This window comes from Salinisphaera sp. T31B1 (genome assembly GCF_040361275.1).
GTDB lineage: Bacteria > Pseudomonadota > Gammaproteobacteria > Nevskiales > Salinisphaeraceae > Salinisphaera.
On record NZ_APNH01000005.1, the window covers coordinates 414,949 to 427,481 of the forward strand.

The 12,533-nt window shown below is 65.5% G+C and carries 11 protein-coding genes and 1 pseudogene; 6 read left to right on the top strand and 6 right to left on the bottom strand.

Annotated elements, in window-relative coordinates:
• Positions 1–230: 230 nt before the first annotated feature.
• Positions 231–386 carry a hypothetical protein gene (locus T31B1_RS18705; protein ID WP_353251054.1) on the bottom strand — a complete coding sequence of 52 codons (156 nt, stop codon included), beginning with the start codon at positions 384–386 and terminating at the stop codon, positions 231–233.
• Positions 387–908: 522 nt separating this feature from the next.
• Positions 909–1,658, bottom strand: coding sequence for an AraC family transcriptional regulator (locus T31B1_RS18710; protein WP_353251055.1), 750 nt, complete (start codon positions 1,656–1,658; stop codon positions 909–911).
• 183 nt (positions 1,659–1,841) lie between these two features.
• On the opposite strand from T31B1_RS18710, the gene T31B1_RS18715 reads away from it, so the two are divergent.
• The 3 genes from T31B1_RS18715 to T31B1_RS18725 all read left to right on the top strand — a co-directional run bounded on the left by T31B1_RS18715 (position 1,842) and on the right by T31B1_RS18725 (position 6,076).
• Positions 1,842–2,891: an MBL fold metallo-hydrolase gene (locus T31B1_RS18715; protein ID WP_353251056.1), complete on the top strand. Its 1,050-nt coding sequence runs from the start codon at positions 1,842–1,844 to the stop codon at positions 2,889–2,891.
• A gap of 515 nt (positions 2,892–3,406) precedes the next feature.
• Positions 3,407–4,687: a WD40/YVTN/BNR-like repeat-containing protein gene (locus tag T31B1_RS18720; protein WP_353251057.1), complete on the top strand. Its 1,281-nt coding sequence runs from the start codon at positions 3,407–3,409 to the stop codon at positions 4,685–4,687.
• A 771-nt stretch (positions 4,688–5,458) separates the two neighbouring features.
• The gene (locus T31B1_RS18725; protein ID WP_353251058.1) at positions 5,459–6,076 is read left to right on the top strand and encodes a trimeric intracellular cation channel family protein; all 618 of its coding nucleotides are present in this window, start codon (positions 5,459–5,461) and stop codon (positions 6,074–6,076) included.
• Between the two features lie 176 nt (positions 6,077–6,252).
• Here T31B1_RS18725 and T31B1_RS18730 read toward each other — a convergent pair whose 3' ends face one another.
• Positions 6,253–6,999 carry a glucose 1-dehydrogenase gene (locus T31B1_RS18730; protein WP_353251059.1) on the bottom strand — a complete coding sequence of 249 codons (747 nt, stop codon included), beginning with the start codon at positions 6,997–6,999 and terminating at the stop codon, positions 6,253–6,255.
• A gap of 99 nt (positions 7,000–7,098) precedes the next feature.
• On the opposite strand from T31B1_RS18730, the gene T31B1_RS18735 reads away from it, so the two are divergent.
• Positions 7,099–7,449, top strand: a complete 351-nt coding sequence (locus T31B1_RS18735) for an ArsR/SmtB family transcription factor (RefSeq protein ID WP_353251060.1) — start codon at positions 7,099–7,101, stop codon at positions 7,447–7,449.
• 562 nt (positions 7,450–8,011) lie between these two features.
• Here T31B1_RS18735 and T31B1_RS18740 read toward each other — a convergent pair.
• The 3 genes from T31B1_RS18740 to T31B1_RS18750 form a co-directional block, all read right to left on the bottom strand.
• On the bottom strand, positions 8,012–9,274 hold the full coding sequence (locus T31B1_RS18740) for a TAXI family TRAP transporter solute-binding subunit (RefSeq protein WP_353251061.1): 1,263 nt from the start codon (positions 9,272–9,274) through the stop codon (positions 8,012–8,014).
• A gap of 316 nt (positions 9,275–9,590) precedes the next feature.
• Positions 9,591–10,073, bottom strand: coding sequence for a hypothetical protein (locus T31B1_RS18745; RefSeq protein ID WP_353251062.1), 483 nt, complete (start codon positions 10,071–10,073; stop codon positions 9,591–9,593).
• A 192-nt stretch (positions 10,074–10,265) separates the two neighbouring features.
• The gene (locus T31B1_RS18750; RefSeq protein WP_353251063.1) at positions 10,266–11,162 is read right to left on the bottom strand and encodes a LysR family transcriptional regulator; all 897 of its coding nucleotides are present in this window, start codon (positions 11,160–11,162) and stop codon (positions 10,266–10,268) included.
• A gap of 202 nt (positions 11,163–11,364) precedes the next feature.
• On the opposite strand from T31B1_RS18750, the gene T31B1_RS18755 reads away from it, so the two are divergent.
• Together T31B1_RS18755 and T31B1_RS18760 are read left to right on the top strand one after the other, a co-directional pair.
• Positions 11,365–12,006, top strand: coding sequence for a glutathione S-transferase family protein (locus tag T31B1_RS18755; protein WP_353251064.1), 642 nt, complete (start codon positions 11,365–11,367; stop codon positions 12,004–12,006).
• Between the two features lie 66 nt (positions 12,007–12,072).
• Positions 12,073–12,533: pseudogene (locus T31B1_RS18760) on the top strand (pyridoxamine 5'-phosphate oxidase family protein); the annotation flags it as partial.

Sequence of the window (12,533 nt, forward strand, 5' to 3'; positions counted from 1 at the left end):
CCTTGGACGATGGGTTGCGTCTATTCCGGCACCGGTACCCGTGGTTTGTTCGGGGAGGGGGATCGGGGGCGCAGTTTGATCTGTTTACCGAGAGAGCGCCTGCGGGCGGTGTGGTGCGCCAGGTCGATAGATTCAGGCGGACAACTACGGGTTGACCGAGAGAATCGTCACCGTTTGTCGGATTTGGTGGCAACGCGCCAGTTCCGGATCAGGCGGCAGACCCGACTCAGTCACTCGAATGCCGGATAAAATAGTCCGAACGCGTAGGCCGGGTGAGCCGCGTGGTAGAGCTGACGCCAATCCAGAAGCATCAGCAGAACGGGGCGATCGTCCATTCGTGCGGCCGGCTTTTGCTCGGCGACACTCGGGTCAGGCAGAACGGCCATCTTGTCGATTCGGGCGGCACCGCGTGTCGAGCAGGCCAGTCCCCGGGCTTTCATGGACACAGTTAGGGCAGATCGCTCTCCCGCAGCCGCGACGAGTGCCGACTGCGGCCACGGATACGTGATCGAAGTACTTCAACGTCTTTAAATGGCTGTTTCGGTACGCGCCTGCGCAACGTGGTGGCATTTGATCGGTGGCCCACCAATCGAGTGGCCCGGGCGGGGCACGCCATCGAAAGCCTGCGTTCACCGGTGCTTGGTAATAGGGCGACGGCATGAGTATGGCCTGCGCCCGATATATCGTCGCGGAGTGGCCGGGAAGTTCGCCATCTTCAAGGCTCGGTCGGGAGCCCGGCGCACCCGGATGGGACGACCGACCGCATGTCCGGCAAGCCACTGACCGACGTTGCGGATCGATGGACCGCCGGTTGCCGAGCCGCTCGCGATACAAAAAAGCAGCGATCCTGGCCGGGCCAGGCAGAGCCCGCAGTCTCTGCATCGAAAAACCGTAGGCCCAGAATGGCCTCAGCTGCGCAGGCGCGCCAGGCTGACCGAGGGCGGCGCACCGAAGGTGCGACGGAAATCATGATTGAAATGAGACTGGTCGGAAAAACCCGCCGCGTACGCGGCCGTCGTGAAACTTGAGCCCGCCACGATCTTGTCGATCGCGATCCGCATCCGTGCCCAGGCGCGATAGCGGCGGAAGGGCACACCGACCTGCCGGCTGAAAAGATGCTGGAAACGAGAACCGGACAGGCCCGCGTCGGCTGCAAGCCGGGCCAGGGCGATCGGCTCGCCCTGGCCGGAGGACAGCGTCGATACGCTGGCGGCAATACGCCGATCCATGCGTACGCATGCACGGGGGCAGGCGAAATTCAGCACATCATCGAGCAGCAGCCCGACCGATGCCATTCCAATACGGCCCTCCCAGAGTTCGCGGAGTATGGCGTATTCACCGGCGCTGCTGGTCAACACGCCGTCGACTTCACGCGGGTGATGCATCAGCGGGAACAACGCCTGAACGCCTTCGATCGACGGCTCGATATACAAGCCCGCGATCGGGTTGCCGTGTACGTTCAGCTCGTGCGCCGCGCCTGCCGGTATCACCGCCGTACGGCAGGACTGCCAGCCACCGCCCGCCACGCGCAGATCGAAACGGTCGTGGATACCGGCCAGAAATATCGGCGCGCCGTGCTGGTGGACGCGGTTGTGCCAGAGCGGCGCGACAAAGAGCATTCGCCCGATATCCAGATGCCACAGTGCTGTGGCCGTCATGCGTCAGTCGACAGCACGTTTGTACAAGTCACCGGGACCCTCCATCAGCCAATCTCTCCGAACAAGCGGTCATGCCAAGTGATACGCGTCATCGGTGACCCGGCAGACAGCGTCCGGGCGACCGAGCCAGTAAAGACGATATCAGCTGCCGCCGAGTCTGCCTTTTCGCAACGGAGAGAGCCGATGTTCGACAAGCGAACCGACCCCACGCGTCGACGTATTCTGGGCGCGGGCACTGCCATTCTCGCCTTGCCATTGCTCGCTGGCCAGGGGCTGCGCCCCGTGCAGGCGGCGGCCCCCTCGCTGGGCTCGGCAAGGCCGACCCATTACCGATTCCAACTCGGTGATTTCGAGGTGACCACGCTCCTCGATGCCGGCGCGATGCTCGACGGCCCCTGGCCCGTGGTGGGCGAAGATCAGCCGGCCGAGGCGGTGCAGCAGTTGATGCATGCCAACCTGTTGCCCGAAACCCGATTCCAGCCCGGTTTCACCCCGGCGCTGGTCAACACCGGCAAGGAATTGGTCCTGTTCGATACCGGCAACGGTGCCCACGGTTTCGTGCCGCCACCGGATGGCGGGTGGCTGGCGCGCATGCTCGGCCCTGCCGGGTACAGCCCCGAGCAGGTCGATGTCGTGGTGCTTACACATGGGCATATCGATCATATCGGCGGCATGCTTAACGCCGGCCGGCCCGCGTTCCCGAACGCGCGCTATGTGATGGGCACGAAGGAGTTCGAGTACTGGGCCGCGACCGACGACCGGCTGCGTGCGCCGGCGGGGGATATCGAGGTTCTGTCGGCGCGTCTGTTTACCACCCATGTCGCCCCTTTTGCAGACAGGATGCGTTTCATAGATCCGGGCGACGAAGTCGCCTCCGGTATCCACGCCATCGAGGCCTACGGCCACACGCCGGGGCATCTGGCGTTCCATATTGAAAGCCGGGGCCAGCGCCTGCTGCTCTGGGGCGACTGTGCACACCATGAAGTGGCGTCGCTGGCCCGGCCCGGCTGGCATGCGCTGTTCGACCGCGACAAGGCGCAGGGGGCGCGCACCCGCGAGCGTATCTATGCCATGGCAGCCCAGGAACGCATACCGGTCATCGGCTACCACACCTCGTTTCCATCCGTGGGTTTCGTCGATGAACAGCCCGAGGGCTACCGCTGGATTCCGATCACCTACCAGCTCGACGTGGCGTCGGCCGGCGCCAAGGCAGATGCCAATCGGCCTGCTTGAGCCCGGTCTTGGAGAACCCGCCGTATTTCATAACGCTTGATGCATTGGCCATAGCCCGCTGGCCGGTGCGACTACGCCAGATCAGGGCGGGCCTGCGGGTGGCAAGCCACAGCCCAAGCCCGACCGGGATACCGGGCCGGCCCAGCCGATCGGACAGGACCGCCGGTCGGGCAGCCGCAAGCCACCAAGCGCGTCGGCCCCAGTTCGACACACACCAAGCCGGCCGACGCGGCGTCTCGGCGCGGGTCGATCTGTATCGGTCCGTGCGCCCGTGCTCGGCCACGGCACTTCACGCATAATAGGCCAAATCACTGTTTTCGTATCGATAGTTGATTGAACTCGGGCATTGCGCCGGGTCGCTGAACGTGCCGGGTGATGTCGCCGCGCATGCCCGGCTGCCACGGGCGCCGATGCGGCTCACAGCCGGAGTGCGGTGCGCCCTACGTGCCGACGTGTGCCTTGTAAGTATCGATGCGGGTCCTTCATGCCCATGAAATTATCGTGGAGAGTCACTGTTGTCTGCTTCGAATATTCGCCTGTTGTGCCTGGCGCTGGTGTCTATCGGCTTGCTGTATTTCTTCCTGCCGTGGCTGAGCGCGTCCGCCGCGTCGCCTGATATCGAGTCGCTTTCCGAGGTCGCCGAGGGCCAGCGCCATCGGCAATGTCTGCCGTTTACCGAACAGGAGCGTCTCGGCGGTCACTGTCGCAACCTGCACGATATTTCCGCGCCCGAGCGCCAGCAGATCGAGCGGCTGGACATGCGCCTGCAGGAGGACGGACGGGATGTGACGGCGTCCGGCTTTTCCGATATCACCGGTTATTTTCGCGATATCGTGGTGCTGCCCTCCGGTGAGCTCGTGGTGGTCGGTGGCCGTGGCCTTAAGGTAGCCCGCAGCGACGCCGACGCGCGCCACTGGACGCTGGATTCGTATTCCGGCTTTGCCGACGGTCTGCTGGGAGTGGCCATGGGCCCCGACGGCCGCGGCTACGCCGTGGGACAGAACGGTGGGGTGATTTTTGAAACCCGTAACGGCGGTCGTGACTGGGAGCCGTTCAACCGTGTCTTCGACGATCTGAACGATGCGCAGGTCGAAGCGCTGAACGTGCCGATGGGCTTGTTCGACGTGGCTTTCGCCGACGCTGACACAGCCGTCGCCGTAGGCTACGAAAGCCTGTTGCGTACTATCGACGACGGCCTCGACTGGCATCGGATCGAGCTGCCGATCGATATGGACGACGTCAATCTGCAGGAAGTCGTCTTCACCGGGCCGGATCGGGGCTGGACCGTGGGCAGTGGCGGGACCGTGCTGCGCACCGACGATGCCGGCGCGGATTGGCAGGCCGTGGATATCGGCGCCGAGGACGCGCACCTGACCACGGTCGCCTTCGTCGATCCTGACCATGGCTGCATCGGCGGTGGTCTGAGCGTCTGGTGTACCCGCGACGGTGGCGGGACCTGGCAGGCCACCAAGCTGACGCTGCCGCGTCCGGTGGCCTACGAGCCGGATGTCGGCGTGTTCCGCCTGCGCTTTCTCGATGCCAACCAGGCTTGGCTGATCACTCAGGACGGGCTCGTCTACCGTAGCAAGGACGGGGGCGACAGCTGGACGCTATGGCTGGATCTGACCCGCCCCGGCCGCGAAGACAGCGCGGGCGTCATGCTGGCGGGCCTGGCCCTCGGGAACGGGCGTGCCTGGGTCGTGGGTTCGGGGACACTCAAACCGGGCCCCGACGCCGACCCCCGGTGGGATACCCGGCGTTCGCCCATCATGTTGTCCTGGCCGCTTGATCCCTGATGCCGGCCTGACCGACCGGCACGGTTCATCGCACGGCCAGCGTCGAATGCCGCGCAGGCGGGCGTATCGATAAAGCCAACCCGCACAGTACAGAAGAACCCGGCCCGGCACGCGTATTCGTGCAATTCGACGACATTCGCGTGTCGTCACAGGCGAGCGTCGAGCGATTTGCGTCCGGGTGCGCCGTTCGAATGCTGGCGGTATCGGTGCCGGCCTGCACCCGCAGTCCGAGTCGTGGCTGTCCCCGGCGCACGCGCTCGAAGGCGCCGCTTCGATGAGCCAGTTGCGTGACAGATACCCGGCGCCTGCGTGTTCTTCCGGGGGGTTGAGTCGGCCCGGTTCGAGTCATTGCTGCTTCGCCAATAGCGTCACATTCGCTCGGGATGCTGGGGACGGTGATGCGGGCGCCATGGCGTCGCCATTCGATCCGGTTCGCTCCATGATGCCGCGGCTGTTTCGGGACGGGCGGAGTCAGCGGCAGGATCATGCGCGCGGCGCTGCACAGCCGTTGCAGGCAGGGCCGCAGCACCGGGCCGGAACGGAGACGCCCGGGTCTTCGACGGGGCCACGCGCGCTTTCACGTGCTCCGTATCGCCGACGACAGGCGTGCCGGGTTGTAAACCCGTTCTGGCGTGGCCGGAGCAGGTGGGGCGATGTCTCGGCTTGTGGTATCGGGTTGCGCGCCATTTGCCCGCCATGGCGCCGGTTCGGACGTAGCCATTAAAATAGGATGGATCTCGCATCCGCCGTGCTCCCACCGGTCCGATCATTATGCATCTGTTACTTTCCGGGCTGGAACTGGCGGGCACGTTCGTTTTCGCGCTCAGTGGCGCGATGGCCGCAGTTCAGAAGCGACTCGATATCTTCGGGCTTGCGGTACTGGCCTTTGCCACGGGCACGGTGGGCGGCATCACGCGTGATCTGCTCATCGGTGCCACGCCGCCGCTGGCGATCGCCGATGCGCGCTATGGACTGATGACGATCGTGGCCGCAGGCGTGGTCTTCTTCGGCCATCATCTGGTCGACCGCATCAGCCGGCCGGTGGCGATCTTCGATGCGGCCGGTTTGTCGCTGTTCGCTGTCGGCGGCTCGATACGGGCGCTGGAGTACGGTATTTCGCCGGTAATGGCAGCCCTGATGGGCATGATCACAGGCATTGGCGGCGGCATCATGCGCGACGTGCTGATCGACCGGCTGCCCATGGTGCTGGCACCGACCGAGCTCTATGCGACCGCCGCGCTGCTCGGGTCCGCGATTGCGGTGACCGGCATGACCCTCGAATGGCCTTACCTTCCCACGGTCATCGGCGCGGCCGCCTTGTGTTTTTTCCTTCGCTACATGGCGATGCGCCGCGGCTGGCATCTACCGGTCCCGCGCCTGGAAAGATAAGCACGCCCCGGGCGAGGCACGAGGCTGGGTCGCGCCGGGCATCGTGCACCCGGAGGATGAGGGCGGCATTCGAGCGTGGCTGCGCGTGGCGTCCGCTGTGTTGGCTTGGACGGTAACGGCTCGCCCTTGCGGGCGAGCCATTCCGAGTCCAGCGACCCCTGCGCCAGAGGGGTGGTTCAGCGCACGCCACCGCCGGCATAAAGATTCTCGCCGGTCAGCCAGTACGAATCGTCGGAGGCCAGGAAGGTCGCGATGGAGGCGATATCCTGCGGTTGGCCGAGGCGACCGAGCGGTGTCTGGGCGATGGTATCGGCGGCCATGTCGGAGCCGATGATGCCGGCCGTCTGCGTGCCTTCGGTTTCCACCATGCCCGGGCTGACGGTATTGACGCGGATGCGCCGCGCGCCCAGTTCCTGCGAGAGCACGCCGGTGATCGCCTCGACCGCGCCCTTGGTCGCGCTGTAGACCGCGCTGTTGGGCGGCACGATACGCGTTACCAACGAGCCGATATTGATGATGCTGGCGCCTTCGCTCATGTGCTTGGCCGCTGCCTGGGTCACGAGTAGCAGGCCGAGTACGTTGGTATTGAACAGACGGTCGTAATGGTCTGCGGTGATATCTTCCAGCGCGCTGAACTCGTATACGCCGGAGTTGTTCACCAGGATATCGAGCCGGCCGAAATGCTCGATGGCGGCATCGGCCAGCGCCTGGGCATCGGCGGCCTGTGATACATCCCCGCGTACCGCGACGGCCCGTCCACCGTCCTTGACGATATCGGCGACAACGGCCTCGGCACCCGCCTGGCTGGAGGCGTAGTTCACGACGACGGCGGCCCCTTCGCGGGCCAGAGAGCGGGCGATGGCCGCGCCGATGCCTTTCGACGCGCCGGTGACGAGGGCGACTTTATCTGCGAGCTTGCTCATGAGATTGATCCTTGTTGAGCGGGACGACAGTCCCAATATTCGGTAGTTCGGTAAATATGAACTAAAGAACGATCACACAAGTCCCGGTAGAATATTTTTATGCGCCCGCTGATCCATCCCGCAATCGAAGACGTTCGCGTGGAAGCCATCCTGCATGCCCTGTCGGACCCGGTCCGGGTGGCGATCTATGCGGGCATGGAGGACGCCGGCTGCCCTCAGACCTGTACGCGCTTTGCCACGATTCTCGATCGGGAAATCCCCAAATCCACGCTGTCGCAGCATTTCCGCGTGCTACGCGAAGCAGGCCTGATCCGTAGCGAGCGCCAGGGCGTGGAAATGCGCAACACGTCACGCCGCGACGAGATCGAGCAGCGCTTTCCCGGGCTGATCGGCGGCATCATGCATGCCCACCGCGTCCAGGTGGCCGAGCGCTCGAAGGCGCCGGTGTAACCGCCAGCGCCGGATACGCGGTTCAGGCGCGCGTCAAGGCCGGACTGACCGCCGCCGAGATCGTCATCCGCCACGTCGTCGCCCACGCTTTCGAGTGTCAGGCGCAGTGGCTCCGCACGGTTGAACAGATACCACCCGATCGTGCCTACCGGGGGCACGGTGCGTCGAACCGTGTTCAGCGGGTCGGGTCGCCTCGGCATGCCTCTCGTCGTCGTGGCCGACCAGATCGGCATCGAACCGATAACCGCGCAGCGAGCGGCCCCGCTCGTCATAGTTGCTGAATGTCAGGTCGCCGCTGTTCGGATCGACCTCGAACCCTTGGCCCGGCGGACGGGCGTCTTCGTGGGCGAATTGCGAGTGCCGACTTCGCCTCGTCGGCCCGTTGGCAAGGCAGCCAGAGCCGTACGATACCAATGCCTCGGGTGGTTACGGCCGCTGCGACATGTGCAGCGGGCGGGTCCGGGATGCGCCGGGCTCGAATCCGACCGCGCGGTGTCCGGCATCGAGGTGAGGACGCCGGCAGCGTTGGGGTGGCAACCGCGCGCCGGGCGGCGGGATCGGTTCATCCCGCGCGATTGGCGATCCGTTTGCGCAGCAGATCGATATGCAGACGTGCGTCGTAGGCATAGCCGCGATACGTCAGGGGCAGATGCAGGCTCGCGATTTCCCGGTCCAACTCGGCGAGCTCGGTTTCCAGCGCGTGCAGCTGCTGCGGATCGTCGGTCTCGGCGGCCGCTTCATCGATTTCGCGGATACGGGCGTAGTGGCGGAAGACGCGGTTGCGTACGCTCCATTTGTACAGCCCGGGCAGGGTGCGCAGAAACGGCAGCAGTAGAAAAACGATCGGCAGCAGCAGGATCGCGAAGCGGCTGATCTGTGCGGTCACCCAGTACGGCAGAAAACGGGCCAGCGGGCTGGGGCCGTCGGCGATCAGATCGCGTGCATAGCTGTTCTGCGGCAGCGAGGTATTGTCCATCGTGGGAAACCGGCCCTCGGGGGTGATCATATCCCCGGACTTGTGGACCTGGCGTGCAGCCTCGACCAGACGGTCGACGATCGCCGGATGCAGGTCCGGCTGGGCCACGATCCGGGCGACCAGGCCCAGCAGCTGGCGTTTGCGCGGGGGCAGGGGCGGGTTGAGGCCGAATGCACCCGAGGGCACATCGACAAGGATCGATTGCGGCATCCGCCGCGACAACGCCACGATATGATCGAGTGGCAACAGGCTGGCTTTCGGATCGGCCAGCACCGGCTTCAGATACGGCGCCGACAGCGGGGCGACGAACAACGCGACGTCGGCCTTGCCAGCCGTCAACGCCTGTGCGGCCTTGGCGCCGCCCAGCGGCAACAGGGTGTTGGCATTGTCGGAAAGGCCGGCGGCGTTCAGGAACGCGCGCGTGGCCGCTCGCGTGCCCGAGCCTTCGCCGCCCGCGGCGATTCGTAGACCCGACCACCGGGCCGGGTTGCGCGGTACCTCCACGCCGTCCGTCGGCCGCGCGAAGATCAGAAACGGCTCCGTGAATACCGCGCCCAGCGTCTCGATGTCGTCGCCGGCATCGATGCCGCCCTGCAACAGCGCCACATCGGCCTTGCCGTCCGCCATCAGCTGTGCATTCTCGACCGAGCCTGCCGTGGCGATCAGCTTCAGGTCGATGTTGTCCTTCGCGAGTATGTCGCGATATTTGGTGGCGATCTTCCAGTAGCCGCCGTTTTCGATGCCGGCTGCGAAACGCACCGTCGACGGCGGCAGGATGCCTCGGCTCAACCACCATACTGCGGCGACCGCTATGACGACCGCGAGAATCACGGCAGATACTCGATACATCAGGATTCCCCGCTCCAGAGTCGTGGCCCAAGCCGGATCAAAGTGGGCTCGGCCAACATTTTGCAAGCGCGTCGCCCACCGATGCGCACGGCACGTTTGCAGGCCGCAGGCCAGCCCAGCTCAGCGGTCGCCCGGCCGGCGCACCGGCCTGCACCGATCGACGAATGTCGGCCCGCGCAGTCATGCGCTGTTGCAGCGCGAGTCGATGAGTCGGTCCCCGGCCGTCGCGGCCGGGAGTCGCCGAGCGGCGCACGACTTGGCGGTCCCGGCAGGACACGGCGGGGCTGATGACAAGTGAGAACCTCATGCCGCGCCATCACCGGTCGGCGCCGGCCGACGCCGGCAATGCATCGCCGGCGGGTTGTTCCAGCGCAGGTGTCCCGCCCAGCGACGGGGCGACAAAGCGTGCGCACAGGCTGGCCACCAGCGCGGCCAACGGCATGATCCAGAGACTGTCCAACTGGCCCGGGTCCTTCAGTGCGAGGGCGAGCACCGTGCACTGTCCGAGCCATCCGAGCACGCCGCATAGACCGCCCAGCCGCCATCGACTGCGGTGCTGTGTGCGTTGTTTGACCAGGCCATAGAACAGTCCGGCGAGCAGTGCGGAAAGCCCGACGAACGCATAGCTGAAGATCGAGAAGAACAACCAGCCGCCGACAATATCGTCCGGCGGCGAGGCGCTGAACACCATCGCCGGTACGATAACCAGCGCAACACCCAGGGGCGGCCCGGCTGCGCCGAAACGCCAGGTACAGGCAGCGATCCAGCGCCAGGTGTCAGATGCTGTCGGACGGCTCATGCGTGTCGATCCTTCATGCCGGACGCACTCCAGCGCCTCGTTCGCGGCTGTCCGGCGTAGCGACTCACGCCGAGTTCTCGATCGTTATCGTCCCATATTCTGCCGGGCGGCGAGCGCCCGGGCCCGTGGCCGTGATCGATTGCGGCTGAGGCCGTGCCTTGAGCCGGGGCCGGGCGGTTGTAAGGCTTATGATCAACGCAGCACCTGAAGACGGCGCAGGCGTTCGACCGCGAAATCGATGAAGGCTCGGACCTTCGCTGCCGCACGCCGGCCTTCGACGTGGACGAAATGGATCGGCAGCGGATCGGGCTCGTAGGCTTCCAGGACCCGCTCGAGCCGGCCTGCGGCGAGATCGTCGGCGACCTGATAGGACAGCACGCGGGACAGCCCCCAGCCGCGTTTGGCGATATCGATCGTGGCGGCCACGGTGCTGACCGTCAGGCGCGTGTCTGGGCGAGCCGCGCGCGGGTCGTCGGCGTCAAAGCGCCACTCGCTCGACGCGCTGTCGGCGGCGCGCGACACGAGCGAGTGGCGGGCGAGATCGCCCGGCGTGCGCGGTCGGCCGTGGCGTGCGAAGTAGTCCGGCGAGCCGCAGACGATGCGCCGAACCTGGCCGACGCGTACGGCCGAGAGTTCGGACGAGGGCAGGTGACCGATCCGTACGGCGATATCGAAGCCTTCCTCGACCAGGTTCACGAGACGGTCGACCATCAGCACATCAGCTCGGATTGTCGGGTGGATATCGAGAAACTCGATGAGCAGCGGCGCGACATGAATACGCCCGAATTCCTGCGGACAGGTGATACGCAATTGCCCGACCGGCGTGTTGGCAGCCCCCGAGGCCGTGTCGTCGGCGGCTTGCAGATGCGCGAGGATCTCCCGCACCTCGGCGAGATAGGTGCGGCCCACGTCGGTCAGCCGGACGCGCCGGGTCGAGCGGGTGAAAAGCCGGGCGCCCAGGGCGGTTTCCAGCGTATTCACCGCGCGGGTGGCCGATGGCGCACTGACGCCGGTAGCACGGGCGCCCCGAGCGAAGCTTTCGGCCTCGGCGACGGCAACGAAGACGTTCAATGCCTGCAGACGATCCATGGCGACGCGACGATCTCCATAGCCGATAAATTTCAGAAATGGGAATAGTGACTTTCAATTTAAGCCGATTCTTCCCGGCAGTGGCAATGAATATATTGGATGGCGTGACAGGCCGCAGTCGGGTCGTCTGTAGCGGGCGATCGTGACCTACTGCGGCGCTGTGCTTCGAACAACCCGATTCGCTATCGACAGGAGCTTTGCCATGCCTGACACCCACGCGCTCAACGACCGTCCCGTAACGGTATATCGCCACCCAAAGTCGGGCCATTGCCACCGGGTCGAGCTCATGCTCGCACTGCTGGAGGTGCCCTACGAGACCGTCGATCTGGATATGGCGAACGGCGCCCATCGAGCGCCTGAGTATCTGAAGATCAGCCCGCTCGGGCAGGTGCCGGCGATCGAGGACAACGGCATCACGCTGGCCGACTCGAACGCCATCATCACCTACCTGGTTGAACGCTACGGCGAGCCGACCACGTGGATCGGTACGGACCCGCTCGAGAAAGCGCAGGTCCAGCGCTGGTTGTCGATCGCGGCCGGCGAGATCGCGGCCGGCCCCTGTGCCGCCCGGCTGGTGACCGTGTTCGATGCACCGCTCGACCACGAAGCAGCCAAGGCCAAGGCACGCGACCTGCTGGCGGTCATGGATTCGCACCTTGACGGACGCGACTGGCTGGCCGCCGATCGGCCGACACTGGCCGATATCGCCGGCTACAGCTATATCGCCCATGCACCCGAAGGCGGCGTGAGCCTCGCTGAATACCCGCACGTGCGGTCGTGGATCGCACGTGTGGAACACATGCCACGCTTCGTGGCCATGGCCGGCTCGCCGATTCTCGCCTGATACCGGCATCGATCGTGCGGGGGGCAAGCCACCCGACTGTCGCTTTCACACAACGGGAGGTCGATCGTGACGGCCCAGACGAGCCCTTTTCATGTCGGGGAGATCGAGGCCCAGCAACGCGCCGGCGTGGACGACCTCGCCGCCTCGGGCGGGCGCTTCATCCGGGGACACATGCCCGCCCAGCACCGACAATTCTTCGCTGCACTGCCGTTCGTCATCGCTGCCGCCGGCGACGAATCTGGCCGGCCCTGGGTGACGTTGCTGGAAGGTGACGAAGGTTTCATCACCTCCCCGGATCCGCGCACACTGACCATCACAGCACGGCCCGGTGCCCAGGACCCGCTGGCGGCGGCGTTCGCCACCAAGACCGATGTCGGCTTGCTGGGTATCGAGCTGTCCACCCGGCGGCGCAATCGTGCCAACGGCGTGCTGCGGCCCGCCGGAGAGGCGCTTTGCATCGAACTGAGCCAGAGCTTCGGCAACTGTCCTCAATATATCCGGGAACGCGAGTGGCGGCGGGGGCGGGA